The organism is Pedobacter sp. TM02 (genome assembly GCF_059705275.1).
In genome coordinates, this window is sequence record NZ_AP046530.1 from 2,489,940 (window position 1) to 2,512,365 (window position 22,426).

The following is a 22,426-nucleotide window of genomic DNA, read 5'->3' on the forward strand; positions in this document are numbered from 1 at the left end:
TCCCTTATGTGCATTACCTGACCTGTAAGCTATTGCTAACTATCTGTTTACGTAATACCTACATCTGACAAACACTGGGCTAAATAGTTTAAGAAACCGGATTTTGCAACATAAATATTACAGAAAAGCGAGTGGCTGGTCTCAACAAGAAAGCGGGAACGATCCGAAGACTGTTCCCGCTTAAATTAACGCTCTCATGTACATAAGCGATTCTTTTGGGCAAATATTGTGCTGCCCTGAATATTTTTTTAGCAAACCGGTTTTAAGCCTCTAAATAAGAACAAGCTGCCTACCGCTTTATGGCAGTGCAATGCCATTTTTTTTGATAACTTGCCCAAATGCTTTAAAACAACCAAAACAGGTTAAACAAGTTTGTCCGATGGCGCACAGTAATTGTCCGATTACGAACATCAACCCCAACCCAAATCAACCTTAAAACACTCATAATAAACCAGATAAAACATTTTATCAATTTGGCATCAGCTTCGCTATAAACAGTAAAAATTAAACAAACATGTTTGCACTTAACCTCAAAATAGCCTTTCGCAACCTTTGGAAACATAGAGGATATGCCATTTTTAACATCATCGGCTTAGCCATCAGTCTAACCTGTGTATTGATCATCTTCCTTTTTATACACCAATGGCTGAGCGCCGACAACTTCCATCCCAAAGCCAACCGCACTTATCGTGTAGTGTCTATTGGCAATAACAAAGGCGTAAGAAATCCAATGATGGGCGTTCCTGCGCCAATGGCCAATGCGCTGAGGGCCGAATTTCCGCAACTGGAAAAAGTGGCCAATATTGCCCAATCATTTCAAGTGGTGGATGTTCCAGAAAGCAACGGCACTATTAAACAACATTTTAGGGAATATGGCAGTCTCTTTTATATCGATCCAGCGTTTTTCGAAATTTTGAATTTCCCTTGGCTCATGGGCAGTCCCAGCTCGCTCAATGCCCCCCTACACATGGCGCTTACCCAGAGTACTGCGGTTAAGTATTTCGGAAACTGGCAAAATGCGATGGGCAAAAAACTCAAGTTGGCAGGCGACGACCGGCTCTATGAGGTAACGGGCATTATGAAGGATATTCCGTCAAACTCCGACTTCCCCATTCATGTGGCGGTTTCGTTCCAAAATTATTACAATGCAACAAGTACCCGCTGGAATTCGGTAGATCAAGGGCACCACTGCTATGTGTTGGCTAAACCAGGCACCGATATGGCCAGCCTGCAGCAACAATTAAGTACCTTTACCAAGAAATATTACGATCCGAAAGATCCCTTATCCAACACCCACGAATTCCAAAGCTTTGCAACCATCCATACCGACGATAACTATGGCACTTTCTCGGGCAAGCATTACACCAATGGCCAGTTAAACGCCCTAAAAATCATCGGTGCGTTCTTATTGCTCATCGCCTGTATCAATTTCATCAACATGGCTACGGCACAGGCCGTAAGCCGATCGAAGGAAGTAGGTGTTAGAAAAGTATTGGGCAGTACCCGCAAGCAGTTAATGGTGAGGTTTTTGGGCGAGACTTTTATCATTACGCTCATAGCCATTATCATAGCCTGCATCCTGACCGAAACCTGCCTGCCCATTGTCGGCAATTTTCTCGACCAGCAGATTTCGTTCAATGTTCAGCAATATCCTGTTTTGTTGGTGTTTATTTTTACTTTGTGGGTCTGTATCAGCTTTTTGGCGGGTACGTACCCAGCGCTTATCATATCGGGCTACAACCCTATCAGCGCACTAAAAAGCAAGATAAGAGCCCAAAAAGTTGATGCGTTTAGCCTTAGAAACATATTGGTGGTGCTGCAATTCAGTGTAACGCTGGTACTGATTATTGCCACGCTGATTGTGGTTAAACAGATCAATTTCTTTAAAAACAAGCCTTTGGGCTTTAACGACAGGGCCATCGTCCAACTTAATGTGCCGAGCGACAGCCTGAGCAAGCTGCGCTTTGCCTCGTTCAAGCAAAAACTCATGGCCAATAGCGGCATAGAAATGGTTAGCTATGCTTACACGGCGCCCAGTACCTCTTCCAATAATTTCACCAGTTTTTACCTCAACAATTCGCCAGAGAAAGGAGATTTTTTAGTCTGCAACAAACCAGCCGACGAAGATTACTTTAAACTCTTTGGCTTGCGGCTTCTTGCCGGAAAGCCATTGAGCAAAACCGATACAACTACCGGCTACATCCTGAACGAAACCATGCTTCATCAGCTTAACTTTAAAAAGCCTGATGAAGCCATAGGCAAAATGCTGAAGCTGAACAAAAGGGCAAATGCGCCAATTATTGGCGTGGTGCAAAATTTCAACAACCTTTCATTGCATGGCGAAATTACTCCTGTTGTGCTTTATACCAGCAAAGACGAGTACCAAACCTTGTTTGTTAAACTTGCGCCATCGCATATGCAAGCTACCCTCAAAGCAATTGCCAACGACTTCAGTTCGTTTTTTCCGAACCAGTTTTACGAACAGCCAAGCTTTTACGACCAGTATATTGCCAATTATTACCTGGTAGAAGAAAAAACGGCCACCCTGCTCAGCACGTTTACCGGAATTGCCATCTTTATTTCCTGCTTTGGGCTTTTCTCGCTGATTTCTTTTGTAGCTGTACAGCGAACCAAGGAAATGGCCATTCGTAAGGTACTTGGCGCCACCACTGTCGAGCTGGTTAAGCAACTGAACCATTCATTTGTAAAGATGATGCTGATTGCCAACCTCATTGCCTGGCCTTTGTCTTATATTTTGCTGACCAAATGGTTGCAGACTTTTGCCTACAAGATCGATTTTCCTTGGCAGCCTTTTATTTGGGCAGGTTTATCGTCGGTACTCATCTTGGTGGTTACGGTAAGTTTCAGGGCTTACAAAACCGCGGTATCAAACCCAATAAATGCCCTGAAATACGAATAGGTGAACGATTTCAACTTTCCAGCATTACCACCTGACCACAAAAAAGCGGTAACCATCCGTAGACGATTCCCGCTTTCAAATTAACGCTCTCCTACTATTAGACGATCTTTTGAACGAAATATTGTGCAAATAGCCAATTTTGCTTTTTGGCTAAGCCAGAAACCCATTTAAAGTCGGGCCACTTGAAACGAATCAACAAATCCATCAACTAATTTTCTATTTTTGGAGATGAGGAAATCTTATATCACGGTGTTCATGCTGATGGCCTTTGCTTCGTTGCTTCAGGCGCAAGAGCTTCCTGTTTTTGAAAAAGCAGTATACCAAACCCGGCAAGACAGTCTGCCCTACCGCTTGCTTTACCCTCAAAATTACAATCCTAAGCAAAAATATCCCTTGCTCCTCTTTCTGCACGGCATGGGCGTTCGGGGCAACGACAATCAAAAACAAATCGTTAACCTTCCGAAAGCTTTGTTAACGGCTCAAGGCCGAGCAGCTTATCATTGTTTCATTTTGGTGCCTCAATGTCCGGGCAATGATGTTTGGGTAAAATTCCCCGAATTTCCGAAAAGCCTTTCGGCAACTGTCAAGCCTACCAAAAGCACGGCTTCGGCTCTGGCTTTATTGGCCAACTTGCAACAGCAATTGCCAATAGACCGCAACAGAATTTATGTGATGGGCAATTCTATGGGTGGCGAGGCCACTTTCGATTTCCTAGCGCGAAAACCCAAGCTATTTGCTGGCGCAATCCCGATATGTGCCGTGGCCGACACGGCAACAGCCAGACGGATTTACCGTACCCCGATTTGGGCCTTTCATGGCAACCAAGATGATGTAAACGATGTAAAATATACCCGGATGATGGTCGATGCGCTTAGGCAACGGGGAGGAAAACCAAAATATACCGAATATCCCGGCATTAAGCACAACAGCTGGGATAAAGCCTATGCCGAGCCCGAACTATTCGACTGGCTGTTTGCCCAAAGCAAAAAATAAGTTTGAGTGTTTAGTTTTTTGAAGTTAAAATTTTTACGCAAAGCAATTAACCAAGAATGCTTATTTTAAAAAAGTATTTGAACGATTGCCTGACAGTTTACGCCTCGAATTTGAAAAGGGAACAGATGCCCGAGCCAATTACATCGACAGCCCATCGCATTACCTGGAACGTGAACCATAATTGGTTCGATTAGCCATTTTTTTCGAGTTCGAGCAAACGCAAGAGGAAATCGGCCTGTGCGGGATTGATTTTTTCTTGAGCCGTGGCCAAATCAAACCAGTCGGCGCGGTCTACTTCGGCAAAAGTGGTCATTTTGCCCGAGCGTGGTGGCCATTCCAGGCTGAAAGTATTGCTCGACAATTGGCTGGCATCGAATTCAAATGCGAGAGCAAAGGCATGGACTATTTTACCCCCCTGTTGCTTAACGCTGCCCAATGGCATAAAATCTCCTTCTGGTGTAAAGCCAACTTCTTCGGCAAACTCCCTAACAGCCGCCTGCAAAGGGTCTTCGCCATTTTCGATCAGGCCTTTGGGTATGGTCCAAGCGCCTAAATCTTTTTTGGCAAAAAACGGACCTCCCGGATGGACGAGAAAAAACATGAGGCCATTATCAGCTTGTTTGTAGCCTAATATCCCTGCGCTTTCTTGCATGATCCAAGTTACTCAATTAACCCCATATACCATGATTTTTCCTTGATAAAGCCCATAAAAAAAGCATCCAACTTTACGCTGGATGCTTTTACCAATTTATGAAGGATTCTAATTAGCTGATCTTAACATTAATTGCGTTTAGGCCTTTTTTACCTTGCTCTACGTCATAGCTTACGGTATCATTCTCGCGAATGTTATCTAATAGGCCTGAAACATGAACAAAGATTTCAGAATCGCCATTTGCTGGCACGATAAATCCAAAACCTTTTGTCTCATTGAAAAATTTTACTGTTCCTTGTTGCATTATATTTTATTTAAATTATACCCAAAGGTAACATAATTTATTGATAACCAATTTTTTATTATTCAAAACCTACCACAGCGCTTTAATTTTACACCAGTCGTTTGCAGCAAATACCGGCTTTAAACACCTTTGAGGCAACACAATGGCTACAAAGCCTGATTTTAAAAAAAATACAAATTTCTTCAGGAGCTAAGCTGGTTTTAGTAGATTTGCCTATCAAAACAATAAATCAACTATGGGACCACAATCAACAGACGGACTTATTCTACTTGTAACTTTGGCCAGTATCTGTGCAGTTATCTTAATTACTGCCTTTTCTTTAACTTTCTTCGCCAAAAGAGACACTAGCGATAAAGCGCACTAGACATTAAAGATATAAGCTTGGGGGCTCAAGTATCGATTCGCTACCTCATAATTACCTTTGGTATGCCAAGCGTATAGCAAGCCTTGTGGCTTTCAACTTCGTTTTTTTTAAACATTAATGAGGTTCTGTTTTAAAACAGGACCTTTTTTTGTTGACTGCTTAAACTTTCATTTACGTCCGAGCGCTTATATACTATGTAACTGTTTCAGTTTGCCGCCGGCCATGTATTGCCATAAGCAGATCGATATGGTTAACTTATAGCTTACTAATTTGATTTAAATGAAATATCTGTTATTGTTGAAATTTAGATAGTATATTTAGTTAACCATTAGCTTAACTACTTTCTGCTTATGCCTGTAAAGCACAATTCGAAATTCCGGATAAGAAAAATAAAAAAATTCTTTGGCCTCTTGGGGCCTGGATTAACTACCGGCGCTGCCGACGATGATCCTTCGGGTATTGCCACCTATTCGCAAACAGGCGCACAATTCGGCTACGGACAGTTATGGACCGCTTTGTACATGCTTCCATTTATGACGGCCGTGCAGGAAGCCTGTGCCAGAATAGGCTTGGTAACCGGAAAAGGCCTGGCAGCCGTTATTAAAGAGCATTATAGCCGAAAGGTGCTTTATGCCGTAGTGGGTTTGGTGGTGGTGGCCAATACCATTAATATTGGGGCCGATATTGGAGCCATGGCCGCGGCTGCGCAGTTGTTGGTTCCGGTTCATTTTGTGGTGCTTACCTTGTTTTTTACCACTACGGTGCTCCTGCTCGAAATCTTTACCAGCTATCGGGCGTATTCTAAAATACTGAAGTGGCTGGCACTGGCCTTGTTGGCCTACCCTATTACGGTATTTATTATCGACCAGCCTTGGCCAACGGTACTTAAGGCAACCATAGTGCCACACTTCGAGTTTTCTTTCGATTTCCTGTTTATCATTACAGGCGTATTCGGCACCACCATTACGCCCTACATGTTTTTCTGGCAGGCCTCGCAAGAAGTAGAAGAAGAACAGGCCAAAGGATTATTCAGGGATGGAAAACCACGGATTGGCTGGCCACATATCCATGCCATGCGCAAAGACAATAATATGGGCATGATCATTTCCGAATTTACCACCTGGTGCATCCTTTTGGTAGGCGCTACGGTTTTGCATAACAGTGGCGTAACCGATATTAAGGATGCCGCCGATGCCGCCAAGGCGCTCGAGCCATTGGTCCATTCTTTCGAACATTCGGGCTATCTGGCCAAACTGATATTTTCTGTGGGTATTATCGGGCTTGGCATGCTTGCCGTTCCGGTGCTTTCGGGCTCAGCAGCCTATGCTGTGTCAGAAGCTTTTAACTGGAGCGCCAGCCTCAACCTCAAGCTTCAGAAAGCCTATGGTTTTTATGCGGTCATCATTGTTTCTACGCTCATTGGCCTAACCATCAATTTTATCGGCATTGACCCCGTAAAAGCATTGGTTTATACGGCTGTAATCAATGGCGTAGCTGCCGTTCCGCTGTTGTTTCTGATTGTTAAGATTGCAGCCAGCGATAAAATCATGGGCGAATACAAAAGTGGCTGGCTATCTAAAACCTTGTTGTGGATTACCTTTTTTATCATGGGTGCGGCTGCCATTGCCCTATTCTTTACCACTTGGAGCTAAACCCGAGCACACAACAGAGATTGTGTTACAACTTTAGTTAATTGGGTTACGTATTTCTTAACATGGGCCCGGAACTTTGTACTATCATAAAATAGAAAGATGGACAAGCTAAAAATATTATTGGTTGCAACCAATACCAGCCAATATGCCAGTGGCAAACTGGCTACCGGTTTATGGCTCAGCGAACTTACGCATATTTACCATGCAGCCATTGCAAAAGGCTACGCCATGACCATCGCAAGTCCCAACGGCGGCTCCATACCCATCGACCCCGAAAGCCTCAAAAGCTTTATGCTCGATGGCATGACCAAGGCCTACCTGAACGATAGCCGATTTATGGAGCTTTTAAAGCACAGCAAGCCTTTAACAGAAGTATTAAACGACGAATTTGATTTGGTTTACCTGGCCGGTGGTCATGGTACCATGTACGATTTTCCCAACAATAAAGCTTTGCAAGCCCTGGTTAGCAGACAATATGAAAACGGAAAAATGGTAGCCGCTATTTGCCATGGGGTTTGTGGCCTGCTCAATGTTAAATTGACCGACGACACATTGTTGATCAAAGGAAAAACCATAACGGGTTTCAATTGGTTTGAAGAAAGCCTGGCCAGCAGGAAAAAGGAAGTTCCTTTTAACTTGGAAGCCAGTTTGAAAGAAAGAGGGCCCGATTATAGGAAAGCTTTTATCCCCATGACCGCTCATGTAGTGGTTGACGGAAATTTAATAACCGGACAAAACCCCTTCAGCTCTAAGAAAATGGCAAAAGTAGTGATGCGTGAACTGGACAACAACTCAAACCGATAAAGCTATGCAAACCATACTGGGTGCCAACGGACAAATTGGCGAAGAACTGGCCAGGGCGCTAAAAAGAGACTTTACTTCCGATATCCGGATTGTAGGCCGTAAACCTCAAAAAGTAAACGATACCGACCATATTTTGATGGCCGACCTGTCAGTAAGAGCAAATGCTATAGCCGCAGTTAAAGACAGCGAAATAGCCTATTTTACCTTGGGACTGCCCATGGATTCGGCCTTGTGGGAAAAACAATTTTTGCAAATTACCCAAAACGTAATCGATGCCTGCATAATCAATGGCGCCAAGCTGGTGTTTTTCGATAATACCTACATGTATCCGCAAGACGGGCGCGTGCTGACCGAGCAAACGCCATTCGAGCCCGTAGGGCGCAAAGGCCAAGTAAGAAGCGAAATGGCCAGCCTGTTACTCAAAGCAATGGAGACTGGCCGGCTGGAAGCCGTTATTTGCCGCGCGCCCGAATTTTATGGTCCGGGCAAAACGCAGAGCATCACCAATTCATTGCTGTTTGATAATGCAAAGGCCAACAAAAAGCTTAAAGTTCCGTTGAGAGACGACAAAGCGAGAAGCCTGATCTGGACACCTGATGCCAGCAGGGCCACGGCTTTGATTGGAAATACCCCCGATGCGTTTGGCCAAACCTGGCATTTGCCGATCGACGAGAACAGGCCCACTTATAAACAGCTGATTGCGATGGCATCGGAAGTATATGGCAAACCGTTGCAATATACCGTCATCCCCAAATTCTTTTTTAAGATGGGCGCCATATTGAACAGCCGGCTAAAAGAACTACAGGAATTATTGCCGAGATACGAGCACAACAATATTTTTGACGATAGCAAATTCAGGAAACATTTTCCCGATTTCAGGCCCACCAGCTTCATACAAGGTATAAAGCAAATAAAAAACGAACAAGAAGCAAGCAAGCATGAGTAAATTGGCGTTAGATTACATGAAAGTACCCAGCAACATCACCTCAATTACCGCCCTACATAGACTCTTGAATTTGAAAGGGCCTTCAAATCCACTGATCAGCGTATTTGACTTCAACCAAATTCAAATTGCTCCAGAAACAGTGCTCAGCGCCATCACTACCGATTTTTATGTGGTAGCACTGAAAAAGGATTGCGCAGGCAACAAATGCAGATACGGGCAGCAATATTATGATTTTGCAGAAGGGATCATGTATTTTATTGCTCCAGGACAGGTTTTGCAGTTTGATGATATTTTGCTGGCCGAAGTAAAGGGCTTTGTATTGGCTGTACATCCCGATTTTTTGTATGGCTATGCCTTAGCCACACAAGTTAAAAGCTATGGCTATTTCGCGTACGCCAGCAACGAAGCGTTGCATCTTTCTGAAAAGGAAGAAAAGTCTATCATGGATATCATAGCGAACATAGACAGGGAAATAGAGGCCAACATTGATGCTTTTACGCAGGATCTGCTGATTGCTAACCTAGAACTGCTGCTCAAGTATTGCGACCGTTTTTATAACCGTCAATTTTTGACCAGGAAAAAAGTCAGCAGCGATTTGCTAAGCAAACTAGAAATTCTGCTCGACGATTATTTTACCCACGAAAAGCTGGCTACAAATGGCATCCCAACGGTTCAGCTTATCGCCGACCACTTGCACCTTAGTCCCAATTACCTGAGCGATATGCTTCGGGTACAAACTGGACAAACCACGCAACAGCACATCCAAAACCGGTTGATTGGCAAGGCCAAAGAATTATTGTCGACCACCCAGCTATCGGTATCAGAAATTGCTTATCAGTTGGGTTTCGAGCATCCGCAATCTTTCCACCGGTTGTTCAAAAACAGAACGGCTGTTTCTCCGTTGGCATTTCGACAGTCGTTTAACTGAGCGACCGTTCCATAAAAAACTTCATGGCAGGGCTTTTTAAGAGTTTATCCTAACAACCCACCCTCAACTACGTAAAGCGAAAAGTCTTGATATGTGGCTATGCGAGGCGACCCATCAATCTATAATATGATTTAGCCCTTGTCTCGTCAATTTTTCGAGACCGTGTTGCATGGCCTTAACCTGTTCCGGCGTATGTGCCATCCAGCTGGCCACCTCGCCTATTACTCTGAAAGGATGTACCGAACGATAAGACATGGTTGGGTTTCCCGGAAATTTTTTATCGGTTACGTTGGGATCGTCTTCAACCGCTCCTGTTGCTTCTACCAAATAGATGCGTTGTTTGCCATCGCCTTGGGCCAATTCTGCACCCCAAATTGCAGCCGTTAACGTAGCGGCTACGTACACATGGCTCAGCTTCCTGTCGGCATAATTGCATGGATAGCCTGGGCTGATGTAATCGCCGATTTTAAGATCGGCCTTGGTCCCGTGAAAAAAAGTCTGTGCAAAAGGGCTGTGTGTAGGCGCAGAGGATTGTTCGTTTTGAGGATGATGCATTGGCAATTCTTGTATGTTTTATTTGGGCATTAGCTCATGATAAAGTTACCACTTGTAACCATATATCATAAATTTATAAGCAAGTTGAAGATGTCTTTTTTTATAATTTCGGGTCTTCCGTTTGAAAACCTTCCTATTATAAAAATGGCTTTATCAAGGCAAGGACTTCTATCGCATGCCTTTTCAACCATTAGCTGTAAATATGTTTGAAGAATATTGTGAAAGATTAACAGAGCAAAACAGAACAACGACAGCATTTGTCCCGAACACCCCCAAAATTTGTCTTTTTCAGGCCAATCTAATCTACTACATTTATGCGAGATTTGTACCAAACACAAAGCAAATACAAAAAACATGGGAAAGATTGTACTATTCATGCATAGCTCACTGGATGGCTTTGCAGCAGGCACTAAAGGCGAAATGAACTGGATTCATGTAGATCAAGAGATTTTTGACTATGTAGCGGAAAGGATTGCCGCGACCCATACCGCGCTTTACGGCCGAACCACTTTTGAGATGATGGAAAGCTACTGGCCTACCGCTGCCGACCAGCCCGGGGCGAGCAAACATGACATCGAACATGCCGCCTGGTATAAGACTGCACACAAAATAGTCCTTTCAAACACCCTAGACCAGACCAAATTTGCCAACACGACTGTCATCGGAGCAAATTACGCTGCAGAACTCCTCAAAATCAAACAGGACACAAGCGGAGAAATCCTGTTGTTTGGAAGCCCAAGTACGGCCCATGCCTTGCTTAAAGAAAACCTCATCGACGAATGCTGGCTATTTGTTAATCCGGTACTTTTGGGCGAAGGTATTCCTGTTTTCGAGGGCATCCAGGCAAAACAGCCCCTCAAGCTCGTAAAAACACAAGTATTCAGTTCGGGAGTGGTCTGCTTGCATCATGAAATGAAAAAGTAGGCACATAACTTGTAAGTTTTTGAAAATTAAGGATTGCCGACTTCCAAGTGATGCCGCCACATTTCTTTTTAAAAGAATTTTATTCCTAGCAATAGGATGATTTTCCTGCGCTTTTTCCTTACTGGCGACCTCCCCCTTTCGCTAGGTCTAGAATTTTACGTGCAATGAATAGAACCATTTTCGGTTTTAGCTGTTTTTAACCTAAGAAACCTCGAAAGGACTGTCCAAGAAATAAGACTTGGCTACATTCAAAATCCGGGGTCTACCAATTCAAAAAATATTAGCCACATCAATCTCCTAAACATGAGCGTAGAAAACTTAAAAAACGAAGAAGCCATCTCGAAACTGAAGAAAATGATAGATGATATCGACATTGGAATACTCTGTTCCAACGAATCAGGAAGCGAGTATATCCATGCTGTCCCAATGAGTCGACAAGAGGTTGACGATGAAGGAAATATATGGTTTTTGATTGCGGCCAAAAGCCAGTCGCACCAAAATCTTTTACAAAACAATAAAACCAGCCTGCTTTACTCCGACGTTAAAAACTATGCTTTTTTAAGCCTCAGTGGCACTGCGGAAATTTCGAGCGACCGCAATCGGATAGACAAATATTGGAACAAAATTATAGAGGCCTGGTTTGAAGGCGGCAAAGAAGACCCGAATATAAGGGTGCTGAAAGTAACCCCCTTAGAAGCCCATTATTGGGATAACAAAGCAGGCAAATTGGTTACCTTTTTAAAAGTGGCGGCCAGTGCCATTTCGGGCGCAAAAATGGACATTGGACGAGAGGGCGATTTAGCGGTTTAGCCATCGAAGACAAACTTACCTTAAGGGCCGGAACGGAAATAAATGTTGTTTGTTTCAGTTCCCAAAGCAAAAATCAGCAGCGAACCTTTCTCGCCTAATCATGTTCTCCAAAATTCTTAGCTGGAAGCTGTCTGCATTCCTATCTCCAGCCTAGTCCGGGGGCAACATGCTCAAGAATAGAGGACAGCACATGAACGTTGTAATCAACGCCCAAGGTATTTGGAATGGTTAATAGTATAGTATCTGCTTCCTGTAGCGCCTCATCGAGCGCCAGTTCCTTGAGCAGCACATCAGGTTCTGCGGCATAGCTTTTACCAAAAACCGCTCTTTGCGTAGGTTCGATATAGCCGAAACTGTCTGAATCTTTGCCTTGTCCGCCAAAATAGTACCTATCCTGTTCGTTCATGATGGCAAATATCGAACGGCTCACCGATACCCTTGGCTCGCGATCATGGCCTGCTTTCTTCCAGGCTTCTTTATACAGCCTAATTTGCTCGGCCTGTTGGATATGAAAGGGTTTGCCATTTTCATCGAATTTCAAGGTCGAGCTTTGAAGGTACATCCCGTTTTCTGCCGCCCATACCGCGGTGGCATTCGAAGCTGCACCCCACCAAATGCGTTCACGCAGTCCCCGCGAATAAGGTTCGAGCCTTAAAAGTCCTGGTGGATTGGGAAACATCGGGTTGGGGTTGGGTTGCGCAAAACCCTGGCCTTTTAACCGCTCCAAAAATTCCAAGGCCTTTTGCCTGCCCATGTCGGCATCATTCTCTCCTTCATTGGGCGAATATCCGAAATACCTCCATCCATCGATCACCTGTTCGGGCGAACCCCTACTGATGCCCAATTGCAACCTGCCACCCGATATCAGGTCGGCAGCTCCTGCATCTTCTACCATATAGAGCGGATTTTCATAGCGCATGTCAATCACTCCCGTACCGATCTCGATCTTCGACGTTTTGGCGCCAATGGCCGAAAGCAACGGAAATGGAGAAGCGAGCTGCTTGGCAAAATGATGAACCCGGAAGTAGGCGCCATCCAAGCCGATCTCTTCGGCAGCTACAGCAAGGTCGATCGACTGCAGCAAGGTATCTCCCGCAGTGCGGGTTTGGTATGAGGGGTGGTTAGACCAATGTCCAAACGATAAAAATCCTATTTTTTTCATGGTAAAGAATTTACTCAAATGTAAACAATCATTCCTGAGAACGAGGTCACTTGACAGTCAAAACCAAGAACACTAAGAAATAGCTTACTGCTAACCAACCTGCTCCATGCGACAGAAGCGCTCACAGCGAATCAAAGCCACTTTTAGCTCAAAAGGTTCTTGCCAAAAGACCAGGACAGAACAATGGCCAGGATCAAAAAAGAATACCAAAAATTAGGTATTGATTACAAATGTGCCGACTGATAAATTTATCGGAATAAACAAAAAACGACACGTATGAAGATAAGCAAACTAGTATGGATGGCATTGCTCGTGCAATTCCTCTTGATGGAAAATTCAATCGCCCAGGTCAAAAAAACGCCGACAAAAGCGCCAGCCACCGCCCAGACCAAATACGGAGCCCTAGCTGTAGATCGGTCAAACGGCTTTTATTATGGCTTTTCTTTCGATCAGCCCAACAGGGCCGAAGCCGAAAATAGAGCTGTGGCCGAATGCAACAAACGCGGAGGCGCATGCACAATTGTACTGACCTATTCGGGGCCAGGCTGCGCCGCCTACCGTACCATTAACGGCAACGTGGGCACCGCCTTCGGTTGGGGAGTTGCAAAAACCAAGGAAGCGGCCGATGAAATCGCAACCAAAGAGGCTCTGAAAAGAAGTGGCGGCATACAGCCTACCAACTTCGTGTGGGCCTGCAACAGCGCACCGGGAGCACAGCTGAAGGAAATCTATAACGCCTCTCCAGAAATCACCGGACCGGTAAAAATCGGCGACCAGATCTGGACCACCACAAACCTCAACGTAAGCACTTATAGGAACGGAGATCCGATCTATTATGCGGCAAACCAGAAGGAATGGGAAAAAGTAAGCCGCGAAAAGATCCCTGCCTATTGCTACCTTAATTTCGATAGCAACAACGATAAAAAATACGGAAAACTCTATAATTTCTATGCCGTTTCCGATCCGCGTGGCCTGGCTCCGGCGGGTTGGCATGTACCTAGCTCAAGGGAATTTCTGACGCTTATCAATGCCTTGGGAGGCGAAAAGGTCGCCGGGAAAAAAATGCGCGGTCTCTCTGGCTGGGACATAAAGGACTCGTACAATTTTGCACATGGCAATGGCGATAACTCATCTGGCCTGAACCTGCTTACCAGCGGCAGCGCCGGTGGCGACGAGTATGGCGGTGGCCAGTCTTTCAAATATGGGATATGGCTAAGCTACTGGTGGTCGAGAACCGCCAAACCGGGCGATAGCTTTGCCTATTATCTTGACTTCAACAAATACAGCGAACCCCGGGTAACCGACTATAGCAAGACGACCGGCTGTGCGGTAAGGCTGGTGAAAGACTGATAGTTACTACCACACCGTTCTAAATTCGAAGCCAAATACCAGAACCTACCGACCGATCGTACCCACAAAAAACCGCTTATAATTGATTTATAAGCGGTTTTACTTTTTTTCATTTATCTGATTTTGTGCGTTTACTTTCCGATACAAAACTTGCTAAAAATATTTTCCAGCAAGTCATCGGTCGTAACGGTGCCCGTAATTTCGCCGAGGTAATGCAAGGCCTGTTTAATGTCCATGGCCAAGAAATCGGAAGTTACGGGATTGTCAATGTTCTGCAATACCCGTTGCAAAGCGGCTTCGGTATTTTTAAGGGCCTCCACGTGGCGGATGTTGCTCACCAAGGTTTCGCTGGTATTGATGTGATGCAGGTTAACCTTAGCCAATAGTTGCTGTTTCAATTCGTCTATACCCACACCTTCTTTGGCGGCCAGGAACAATACTTCCTGCTGTTCAAAAGCCTCACGCTTTTCAGGCGTTAGCAAATCGGCCTTATTGATGAGGGGCAGGTAAGGAATATTCAGTTGCTTCAGCTCTGAAAGCTGCGTTTCCAAGTCTTCCGAGCTTTGCAGGGCATCGACCATGTAAATGATCAGCTTGGCCTGCTTCATGCGCTCCAAGGTACGCTCTACTCCTTTGGCTTCAATCACGTCGGCAGTTTCGCGGATGCCTGCCGTGTCGATAAATCGGAAAATCATACCCTCAATGTTCAGTTCGTCTTCAATGGTATCGCGGGTAGTACCGGCAATATCAGACACAATGGCTCTTTCTTCGTTCAGCAAGGCGTTGAGCAAGGTCGATTTGCCTACGTTTGGTCGACCGGCAATTACAATAGGTACGCCATTCTTCAACACATTGCCCATCTCGAAAGAAGCAATCAAACGGTACAAGACCTTATTGATCTGCATAATCAGGTTGCGCAATTGCTCACGGTTGGCAAATTCTACATCTTCTTCGGCAAAATCGAGTTCCAGTTCAATCATCGAGGCAAAATGGATCAGTTGTTCGCGCAAACCCTTCAATTCGTTGGCAAAGCCACCGCGCATCTGCTGCAGGGCCACATCGTGCGAAGCCTTGCTGTCAGAAGCAATCAAATCGGCCACCGCCTCTGCCTGACTCAAATCGAAAGCGCCGTTTAAAAAGGCACGGAGAGTAAACTCGCCCGGCTTGGCTGCCCTCGCCCCTTTTCTGATCAACAAATTCAAAATCTGCTGAATAATGTAATTGGAACCATGGCACGAAATTTCTACCACATTTTCTTTGGTGTACGATTTAGGCGCAATGTACAAGCCTACTACCACCTCATCTATGATGCTATCGCCATCCTTAATCAGTCCAAAATGCAAGGTGTGCGTAGCCTGTTGGGTCAAATCCTTGCCCTTAAAAACCTGATTGGTCAACTTAACGGCATCGGGTCCCGACAAGCGGATCACGCCAATGGCGCCACTTCCTGGAGGCGTAGACAAAGCAATAATGGTATCTGTAGTGTAGCTCATGTGCATGAATAGAAAAATGCAAAGATAGGCAAATTAAAGGCTAAAGCCGAAAGGCCAAAGGTGAAGGTGAAAGGTGGAAGGTTTAAGGAAGAATAACAATCGTCAGTTTAAAATAACCAATGATCCAAAGAACCAATGAACTGATAAGCCAATGCACCATAGGCGCAAACAAATTTGCTATATTCGTGTTACTTAAAGGGAAAAACACAAAACTATCTATGCTATGAAGGAACTACCACTAACTGTAAAGCGATCTATCGAATTATTGGGCATTGTACTGGTTGCCACCATCTTAATTCTAGGCCGAGACATTATCATGCCGGTTATCATGGCATTTTTTATCAGCATCATGCTTTTGCCTATCTACCGCTTTCTGAGAAAGTACAAAGTACCCGAATCCATTTCCATTATCCTACCCATTCTTTTTGTACTGATTTTCATTGCTGGCATTGTATGGTTCTTTTCGGCACAGATCGGCATTTTAGTCGACGATTTTCCGCAGATCAAGCAAAATGTAGCCAATCACCTGCAATCGCTCAAGCAATGGATCAAAGAAATTTCGGGAGTAGAAATCACCAAGCAGGAAGCCTTTTTGAAAGAAAAAAGCGACGATCTGCTTGCTGTTGGCGGCCGTGCGGCAAGTGGTGCTGCCGTAACCCTGAGTGGCGTTTTCGTATTTGTAGGCCTCTTGCCTATTTACATCTACCTGATTCTCTTTTATAAGGATATTCTGCTCCGTTTTACCTTCATGTGGTTTAAGCCCGCCGATCACCCCAAGGTGAAGGAAGCGGTTTTCGAAACCGAATCAATCATTAAAAGCTACTTGGTAGGCTTATTGATACAAATTACCTATATGACCGTGCTTTTGGGCGGCTTGCTCATGCTTTTCGGCATCAAGCATGCTTTACTGATTGGGGTTATTTTTGCCATTTTAAACCTTATTCCCTATGTGGGGGCCTTGATTGGCAACGTGATAGGCGTATTGCTTACGCTCACCTCGTCAACCGAGCTTTGGCCGGTACTAACCGTATTGGGCGTTATTGCGGCCGTTCAATTCTTAGACAACAATATCCTGATGCCCCGAATTGTGGGCTCTAAAGTCAAGATCAATGCCTTGTTTTCTATTTTGGGCGTGCTGATTGGCGGTGCCATAGCGGGTGTGTCTGGCATGTTCCTCTCCCTGCCCATCATTGCGGTACTCAAAATCATTTTCGACCGTACCGAATCATTCAAGCAGTGGGGTGTTTTATTGGGCGACGAAAGACCGAGCAAAAGCCCGATGAGTTTTCCAAAATTCAGAAAAAAGAGCCTTGTGCATACAAAATCTGGTGTAATTGATAAAGAGTAATTTTCAATTGACAGTTGATAGTTGGCAGTTTGCCATTGAACACCAAATAGGTAACATAGCACTTAGCTAAACTTAGGCGTTTAAGGTGGTAATTCACAAAGGGATTGACAGTTTGCAGTTGGATATTGCATAATCAACAAACGAGCTAATGTTTCAACAACTCGAAAGCAAATTTCAATATCGTACCAAATACCACAATCAGGAAAAAAACACGCACAAACTTATTGCCTTTAAGTAAGGCCAATCTTGCGCCAAAAAATGCACCGGCAATATTAAAAACAGCCATAGGCAAAGCGTACTGGAATAAGATGTGCCCGGTAGAGCTGAAATAAAGAATAGCCGCCATGTTCGTAGCCAGGTTAACCATCTTGGCATGGGCACTGGCCCCAACAAAATCGAAACCCAATACGGCAATGAACACCAAGATCAGAAAAGAACCCGTTCCAGGGCCGATTAATCCATCATAAAAGCCAATGATCAGTCCAAAACCTGTGGCCAAAGCCACTTGCTTGGCAGTTGAATGACTCTTGTGTTGCTGGATACCAAACTGTTTGTTAAAATAAGTATAAACGGCTACGCCGATAAGCACCACCAAAATAACCGGCTTAATAACCTGGTTGTTAATCATACTTACCGAATAGGCTCCCAACAAGGCGGCCAAAAACGCCATCGACGCACAAGCCACCAATATTTTTAGGTTAAACTTAACCTGTTTGCTGTATTTATAGGCGGCAATACTGGTGCCTGCCAACGAAGGGATCTTGGTGGTTCCCAACAAGGTAGCAACCGGATAATGGGGCAAAACAAGCAGAATGGCAGGTGTTTGCAACAGGCCACCTCCACCTACGATGGCATCAATAAAGCCAGCCGCAAAAGCAGCCAAACAAAGCAGCGCTAATTCTTGAGCCATTTCTCAATTTTCAGTTGGCGGTTCTTGATTTGCAATCAGCTGATAAACTACATTCTTTCTGGCACCTGGATTCCCAAGAGCTGCGTACCTTTTTTAAGCACATCGGCGGTAAGTCTGCAGATATTCAAGCGGTGCTGCTTAAGCAATTGGTTCTCTTCCCTTACAATGGGTGGAGTTTCGTGATAGAACTTATTAAACAACTTGGCCACTTCGTAAAGGTAGTTGGCCATAAACGCTGGGCTGTATGCCTTGGCGGCATTCACCAATTCTTCAGGATATTTGGCCAACAGCATGATCATTTCCAATTCGGTAGGCGCCAAATCAACGCTGTACAGCGAACTGTCGGCCGTGAGTTGATAATTCGCCTTGCTTAACAACGATTTGATCCTGGCGTGGGTATATTGAATAAATGGCCCCGTGTTGCCCTGAAAATCAATCGATTCTGACGGATCGAACAACAAGCGCTTCTTAGGCTCTACCTTTAACAGGAAATATTTTAAAGCGCCTAAACCTATATTATTGTACAATTCTGTTTTTTCGGCATCGGTAAAATCGTTGGTTTTGCCTAGGGTTTCGGTTTTTTCTCGAGCGGTTTCAACCATTTCGGCAATCAGGTCGTCGGCATCTACTACTGTTCCTTCCCTACTCTTCATTTTGCCGCTTGGCAAATCAACCATGCCATACGACAGGTGGTGCAGGCCTTTGGCCCAGCTTTTGCCCAATTTCTCCAAAATGAGGAACAATACCTTAAAATGGTAATCCTGTTCGTTGCCCACCACATAGATCGACTCGTCCATGTGGAAATCGTCGTACTTCATTTGGGCCGTCCCCAAGTCTTGGGTAATGTACACTGAAGTACCGTCGGCACGCAGTACCAATTTTTGGTCGAGGCCTTCAGCAGTCAGGTCTATCCAAACCGAGCCATCTTCTTTTTTAAAGAAAACGCCTTTGGCCAAGCCCTCTTCAACCGTGTCTTTGCCCAACAGGTAAGTATTGCTTTCGTAATAATACTTGTCAAAATCTACGCCGAGCTTTTGGTAGGTTACGGCAAAGCCATCGTAAACCCAGCCGTTCATTTTTCTCCAAAGTGCAATTACCGCTTCGTCGCCTGCTTCCCAGGCCAAGAGCATTTGTTGCGCTTCCTTAATCAATGGTGCATTTTTCTTGGCTTCGTCTTCGGTCTGTCCTTGAGCCACCAAAGCTTCTATTTCCTTCTTATATTCCTTATCAAACACCACATAATATTTGCCTACCAGGTGGTCGCCTTTTAAGCCCGAGCTTTCAGGCGTTTCGCCATTGCCCCATTTTTGCCAGGCCAGCATCGATTTGCAGATATGGATGCCCCTATCGTTAACCAGGTTTACCTTGATCACCTCGTAACCCGCCGCACCCAGCAATTCGGCTACCGAATAGCCCAACAAATTGTTGCGCACATGGCCCAAATGCAAAGGTTTATTGGTGTTTGGCGAAGAATACTCGACCATCACCTTTCTGCCGTTTGGCTTGATCTGGCCAAAATCGGCGCTCAACAAATCGCTGTTCAGCAAATTGAGCCAATAACTATCGGCAATGCTCAGGTTCAGAAATCCTTTTACCACATTAAAACTGCTTACCACCGCTACCCGTTCTACCAAATAATTGCCGATGGCATTAGCGGTTTCTTCGGGCGATTGCTTCGAGAATCGAACAATCGGAAAAACAACAATGGTTACTTGCCCTTCAAATTCTTTGCGTGTTTCTTGCAGGTTGATTACGCTTTCGGCAACTTCTTCGTTATAAAGTTCCTTGATTGCCTTCAGCGTTTCGGTAATGATAAAATTCATGCCCAAAAATAGCGAATAAAGCGTAAAGCTGAAAGAGCCCGAGGCCAAATCGACCGACAAAAGAGATTATTTATTTACGAAATACCTAGTAAAGTAACTTGTCACAAGCAGAAATCAGCCACTATGGTAAAATCTATTGAGGCAATACAAGCGCCGATGTTAACCTAGTTAAGAAAATACCGGTTAAAAAATCCATCAACAAAGCCTTTAAGGCCGGTGACGACAGCAAGAGCTGGTGTGGATAAGCCAGTTTCTTGATGTTGTAGATTAAAGGTGATTATAAAAGCGCCAGACCATAATGTCTAGCGCTTTTTCTATCTACAAGAATACCGCGCCTAAGTTTCCACTAGGAACATCTACATTGAGATAAGCAACATTGTTGGTCTCGTCATAAGTGCTGAAATAGCAATTATAGGTCGTATCAGTAGATTGATTATAGATGTAAATTACTTTAGAACGGTCGCCGTATAACTCAGAAAGCACTTGGTAAGTTCCGGCAGGCAGACCGGCACTTCCATGCCAATAAAACGAGCCGCAATACCAGGTGAGCTCTGGTGGCGGATCGCTTTTTAGCACTAAAGCATTAGATTTTTCCACAGTTGTACCTACAAAGGCACAGGTGAGCAAGAGCATAAAAATAATTTTTTTCATTGTAATTTAGATTTTAAGGGTTACACTTATTTGTTTTCTTACAATTTAGTCATTCTAAACGCTGTTTCGGCTTTAAATGATGTTCTATTTTTTGACAAACCAGATTTTTGTTAGAAGCAAACGACAAGAAAGCCACCTTCACCAATTGTACATATTTATGCTCGCGAATGGGTTGCGAAGAACAAATGCAACCTACTCATTTTTAAATGGTAAAGCCTAATTCGTCAACACAAAATGTAGTCAAAACCTAAAAAGGAAACAGCAAAGCAACACTTTTCTTTCTCAAAAAATCTGATAGCTTTGCATTATACAGACCAAAATATGAGCGCACAGAACGAAAATTTCAAGGTAAAAGTTAATACAGAAATCGGTAGGCTACGTAAATTACTCATCCATAGCCCAGATAGCGGCTTGGGAAAAGTAGTTCCGTCGAAAGCGCAAGACTGGTTATTTGAAGACATTGTACACCTCGATACCATCCGCAAAGGCGAATATGATTACTACGTAAAGTTGCTGATGTATTTTCTCGACCCCGATAAAATCAAAGGCAAATTGGCGCATATCGATTCGGAAGAGGCCAACCGTGCCTTCTTCAAGCCCAATGATCCGGGCTTCCATAATTCGAAGGCGGTTGTAGAAGTACAAAACCTGCTGGCAGAGGTATTAGAAAACGAATCGATCAGAAAGAAACTGGTGGCTGCCGTAGCCGCCATTGAGGGCTGTACCTATAAGCTGCAGCTGAAACTGGTGGATACGCCGCCACAAGAACTGGCGGAAATCTTTATTTCGGGTACGTTGGCAGATGATACCATGATTTTCGCGCCTATCCCCAACCTTATTTTTACCCGCGATGTGGGCACCACCATCAATAAGCATATCTTACTGAACAAGCCAGCAAAAAAAGCCCGTGTACGCGAAACCTTGCTGATGCGTTATATTTTCTTTAACCATCCGTATTTTGCCGCATATCAGCACAACATTATCGAAATACCAGATCCTACCCAGCATTTTTTAAGGCCGGGCGAAGAAACCCATTACCGCACCACGTTAGAAGGCGGCGATGTGATGATGGTCAGTCCGAACCACGTGCTGATCGGTTGCAGCGAAAGAACTTCGGAAGAAGGGGCCAACGAAGCCATCAAACTGTTGTTCGAGCAAAACGTAGTGGAGAAAGTAACCGTAGTAAAAATCCCTAGCAAACGCGATTACATGCACTTAGATACTGTTTTTACGCAGGTCAAACGCAATACCTGGGTTATTCTCAACTCGATTGCCCACTCGCCAAAATACAATGCTTCAGAGCCGATCAATTTCTTAAAGGAACCCGAAAGACTGGAAGCTACTACAGCCATCCAGTTCAACAAAAACAAACCTGGTGAGCCTAAATATTTCGAACATGTAGAAGCTTTGCTGAACGACATCAGCCAAAACGATTTGGGCTGCACTGAACCTACAAAAATCATTTACAGTGGCAACAACACCTTTCCATACGATTCGAGAGAACAATGGACCGATTCATGTAACCTCCTGGCCATTAAGGAAGGCGTGGTTTTGGGCTACGACCGCAACGACAAAACGGTAGAGGCCTTTGAGGCCAATGGCTTTAAGGTGGTTAAAGTGCAAGACCTGATCCAGGATTTGGAAAGCGGCAAGGCAAATGCCGATACCCTAACCGATACCCTGATCCTCATGCCATCGGCAGAGCTTTCGAGGGCCCGAGGTGGCTTTCACTGCATGAGTTTGCCTATTTTGAGGGATGATATTTAAGAAGTTGTGGATTGGGGGTGCTGAGTTTTGAGCGGGATTTTAAAGATTGAAAGTTCAGTTTCCTCGTTTA

19 protein-coding genes are annotated in these 22,426 nt (G+C 44.5%); 11 read left to right on the forward strand and 8 right to left on the reverse strand.

Annotated elements, in window-relative coordinates:
- The first annotated feature begins 514 nt into the window (after positions 1–514).
- A complete protein-coding gene (locus AC6H1S_RS10530) occupies positions 515–2,920 on the forward strand; it encodes an ABC transporter permease (RefSeq protein ID WP_497563570.1) in 2,406 nt (801 codons plus the stop codon).
- Between the two features lie 228 nt (positions 2,921–3,148).
- Positions 3,149–3,913, forward strand: coding sequence for a carboxylesterase family protein (locus tag AC6H1S_RS10535; RefSeq protein ID WP_497563571.1), 765 nt, complete (start codon positions 3,149–3,151; stop codon positions 3,911–3,913).
- Positions 3,914–4,103: 190 nt separating this feature from the next.
- Here the strand turns inward: AC6H1S_RS10535 and AC6H1S_RS10540 are convergent, their stop codons facing one another.
- Positions 4,104–4,565 carry an NUDIX hydrolase gene (locus tag AC6H1S_RS10540; RefSeq protein WP_199139381.1) on the reverse strand — a complete coding sequence of 154 codons (462 nt, stop codon included), beginning with the start codon at positions 4,563–4,565 and terminating at the stop codon, positions 4,104–4,106.
- Between the two features lie 112 nt (positions 4,566–4,677).
- Entirely contained in the window at positions 4,678–4,869 is a 192-nt protein-coding gene (locus tag AC6H1S_RS10545) for a cold-shock protein (RefSeq protein ID WP_199139383.1), read from the reverse strand.
- A 714-nt stretch (positions 4,870–5,583) separates the two neighbouring features.
- Here AC6H1S_RS10545 and AC6H1S_RS10550 point away from each other — a divergent pair.
- From AC6H1S_RS10550 to AC6H1S_RS10565, 4 genes are all read left to right on the forward strand, one after another.
- On the forward strand, positions 5,584–6,885 hold the full coding sequence (locus tag AC6H1S_RS10550; protein ID WP_199139385.1) for an NRAMP family divalent metal transporter: 1,302 nt from the start codon (positions 5,584–5,586) through the stop codon (positions 6,883–6,885).
- Between the two features lie 99 nt (positions 6,886–6,984).
- Positions 6,985–7,689 (forward strand): type 1 glutamine amidotransferase domain-containing protein, encoded by a 705-nt coding sequence (locus AC6H1S_RS10555; RefSeq protein WP_497563572.1) that lies wholly within the window; start codon positions 6,985–6,987, stop codon positions 7,687–7,689.
- 4 nt (positions 7,690–7,693) lie between these two features.
- Complete coding sequence (locus AC6H1S_RS10560; RefSeq protein ID WP_497563573.1) at positions 7,694–8,635, forward strand: NAD-dependent epimerase/dehydratase family protein; 942 nt, start codon at positions 7,694–7,696, stop codon at positions 8,633–8,635.
- Positions 8,628–9,563: a helix-turn-helix domain-containing protein gene (locus AC6H1S_RS10565; RefSeq protein ID WP_497563574.1), complete on the forward strand. Its 936-nt coding sequence runs from the start codon at positions 8,628–8,630 to the stop codon at positions 9,561–9,563. Before AC6H1S_RS10560 ends, AC6H1S_RS10565 begins: the two co-directional genes overlap by 8 nt.
- 114 nt (positions 9,564–9,677) lie before the next feature.
- Here AC6H1S_RS10565 and arr read toward each other — a convergent pair whose 3' ends face one another.
- Positions 9,678–10,118, reverse strand: a complete 441-nt coding sequence (gene arr, locus AC6H1S_RS10570) for an NAD(+)--rifampin ADP-ribosyltransferase (protein WP_199139391.1) — start codon at positions 10,116–10,118, stop codon at positions 9,678–9,680.
- A 354-nt stretch (positions 10,119–10,472) separates the two neighbouring features.
- Here arr and AC6H1S_RS10575 point away from each other — a divergent pair, with 354 nt between their 5' ends.
- Together AC6H1S_RS10575 and AC6H1S_RS10580 are read left to right on the forward strand one after the other, a co-directional pair.
- A complete protein-coding gene (locus AC6H1S_RS10575; protein ID WP_497563575.1) occupies positions 10,473–11,042 on the forward strand; it encodes a dihydrofolate reductase family protein in 570 nt (189 codons plus the stop codon).
- 303 nt (positions 11,043–11,345) lie between these two features.
- Entirely contained in the window at positions 11,346–11,852 is a 507-nt protein-coding gene (locus AC6H1S_RS10580) for a pyridoxamine 5'-phosphate oxidase family protein (RefSeq protein WP_497563576.1), read from the forward strand.
- A 139-nt stretch (positions 11,853–11,991) separates the two neighbouring features.
- Here AC6H1S_RS10580 and AC6H1S_RS10585 read toward each other — a convergent pair whose 3' ends face one another.
- Positions 11,992–13,014, reverse strand: coding sequence for an LLM class flavin-dependent oxidoreductase (locus tag AC6H1S_RS10585; RefSeq protein ID WP_497563577.1), 1,023 nt, complete (start codon positions 13,012–13,014; stop codon positions 11,992–11,994).
- A gap of 276 nt (positions 13,015–13,290) precedes the next feature.
- Between AC6H1S_RS10585 and AC6H1S_RS10590 the strand changes: the two genes are divergently transcribed.
- A complete protein-coding gene (locus AC6H1S_RS10590; RefSeq protein ID WP_497563578.1) occupies positions 13,291–14,364 on the forward strand; it encodes an FISUMP domain-containing protein in 1,074 nt (357 codons plus the stop codon).
- Between the two features lie 131 nt (positions 14,365–14,495).
- Here the strand turns inward: AC6H1S_RS10590 and mnmE are convergent, their stop codons facing one another.
- The gene (gene mnmE, locus AC6H1S_RS10595; protein WP_497563579.1) at positions 14,496–15,857 is read right to left on the reverse strand and encodes a tRNA uridine-5-carboxymethylaminomethyl(34) synthesis GTPase MnmE; all 1,362 of its coding nucleotides are present in this window, start codon (positions 15,855–15,857) and stop codon (positions 14,496–14,498) included.
- Positions 15,858–16,080: 223 nt separating this feature from the next.
- Here mnmE and AC6H1S_RS10600 point away from each other — a divergent pair, with 223 nt between their 5' ends.
- Positions 16,081–17,205 (forward strand): AI-2E family transporter, encoded by a 1,125-nt coding sequence (locus AC6H1S_RS10600; protein ID WP_199138716.1) that lies wholly within the window; start codon positions 16,081–16,083, stop codon positions 17,203–17,205.
- Between the two features lie 145 nt (positions 17,206–17,350).
- Here AC6H1S_RS10600 and AC6H1S_RS10605 read toward each other — a convergent pair whose 3' ends face one another.
- The 3 genes from AC6H1S_RS10605 to AC6H1S_RS10615 form a co-directional block, all read right to left on the reverse strand.
- Entirely contained in the window at positions 17,351–18,115 is a 765-nt protein-coding gene (locus AC6H1S_RS10605) for a sulfite exporter TauE/SafE family protein (protein WP_497563580.1), read from the reverse strand.
- Positions 18,116–18,162: 47 nt separating this feature from the next.
- A complete protein-coding gene (gene argS / locus AC6H1S_RS10610; RefSeq protein ID WP_497566028.1) occupies positions 18,163–19,938 on the reverse strand; it encodes an arginine--tRNA ligase in 1,776 nt (591 codons plus the stop codon).
- 318 nt (positions 19,939–20,256) lie between these two features.
- The gene (locus tag AC6H1S_RS10615; protein WP_497563581.1) at positions 20,257–20,589 is read right to left on the reverse strand and encodes a hypothetical protein; all 333 of its coding nucleotides are present in this window, start codon (positions 20,587–20,589) and stop codon (positions 20,257–20,259) included.
- Positions 20,590–20,910: 321 nt separating this feature from the next.
- Here AC6H1S_RS10615 and AC6H1S_RS10620 point away from each other — a divergent pair, with 321 nt between their 5' ends.
- Positions 20,911–22,356, forward strand: a complete 1,446-nt coding sequence (locus AC6H1S_RS10620) for an arginine deiminase family protein (RefSeq protein ID WP_497563582.1) — start codon at positions 20,911–20,913, stop codon at positions 22,354–22,356.
- Positions 22,357–22,426: the final 70 nt, after the last annotated feature.

What these genes read in the sequence shown, in the direction of transcription:
- AC6H1S_RS10530 (WP_497563570.1), top strand. Translation starts at nt 515, where the DNA reads ATGTTTGCACTTAACCTCAAAATAGCCTTTCGCAACCTTTGGAAACAT.
- AC6H1S_RS10535 (WP_497563571.1), top strand. Translation starts at nt 3,149, where the DNA reads ATGAGGAAATCTTATATCACGGTGTTCATGCTGATGGCCTTTGCTTCG.
- AC6H1S_RS10540 (WP_199139381.1), bottom strand. Translation starts at nt 4,565, where the DNA reads ATGCAAGAAAGCGCAGGGATATTAGGCTACAAACAAGCTGATAATGGC.
- AC6H1S_RS10545 (WP_199139383.1), bottom strand. Translation starts at nt 4,869, where the DNA reads ATGCAACAAGGAACAGTAAAATTTTTCAATGAGACAAAAGGTTTTGGA.
- AC6H1S_RS10550 (WP_199139385.1), top strand. Translation starts at nt 5,584, where the DNA reads ATGCCTGTAAAGCACAATTCGAAATTCCGGATAAGAAAAATAAAAAAA.
- AC6H1S_RS10555 (WP_497563572.1), top strand. Translation starts at nt 6,985, where the DNA reads ATGGACAAGCTAAAAATATTATTGGTTGCAACCAATACCAGCCAATAT.
- AC6H1S_RS10560 (WP_497563573.1), top strand. Translation starts at nt 7,694, where the DNA reads ATGCAAACCATACTGGGTGCCAACGGACAAATTGGCGAAGAACTGGCC.
- AC6H1S_RS10565 (WP_497563574.1), top strand. Translation starts at nt 8,628, where the DNA reads ATGAGTAAATTGGCGTTAGATTACATGAAAGTACCCAGCAACATCACC.
- arr (WP_199139391.1), bottom strand. Translation starts at nt 10,118, where the DNA reads ATGCATCATCCTCAAAACGAACAATCCTCTGCGCCTACACACAGCCCT.
- AC6H1S_RS10575 (WP_497563575.1), top strand. Translation starts at nt 10,473, where the DNA reads ATGGGAAAGATTGTACTATTCATGCATAGCTCACTGGATGGCTTTGCA.
- AC6H1S_RS10580 (WP_497563576.1), top strand. Translation starts at nt 11,346, where the DNA reads ATGAGCGTAGAAAACTTAAAAAACGAAGAAGCCATCTCGAAACTGAAG.
- AC6H1S_RS10585 (WP_497563577.1), bottom strand. Translation starts at nt 13,014, where the DNA reads ATGAAAAAAATAGGATTTTTATCGTTTGGACATTGGTCTAACCACCCC.
- AC6H1S_RS10590 (WP_497563578.1), top strand. Translation starts at nt 13,291, where the DNA reads ATGAAGATAAGCAAACTAGTATGGATGGCATTGCTCGTGCAATTCCTC.
- mnmE (WP_497563579.1), bottom strand. Translation starts at nt 15,857, where the DNA reads ATGAGCTACACTACAGATACCATTATTGCTTTGTCTACGCCTCCAGGA.
- AC6H1S_RS10600 (WP_199138716.1), top strand. Translation starts at nt 16,081, where the DNA reads ATGAAGGAACTACCACTAACTGTAAAGCGATCTATCGAATTATTGGGC.
- AC6H1S_RS10605 (WP_497563580.1), bottom strand. Translation starts at nt 18,115, where the DNA reads ATGGCTCAAGAATTAGCGCTGCTTTGTTTGGCTGCTTTTGCGGCTGGC.
- argS (WP_497566028.1), bottom strand. Translation starts at nt 19,938, where the DNA reads ATGAATTTTATCATTACCGAAACGCTGAAGGCAATCAAGGAACTTTAT.
- AC6H1S_RS10615 (WP_497563581.1), bottom strand. Translation starts at nt 20,589, where the DNA reads ATGAAAAAAATTATTTTTATGCTCTTGCTCACCTGTGCCTTTGTAGGT.
- AC6H1S_RS10620 (WP_497563582.1), top strand. Translation starts at nt 20,911, where the DNA reads ATGAGCGCACAGAACGAAAATTTCAAGGTAAAAGTTAATACAGAAATC.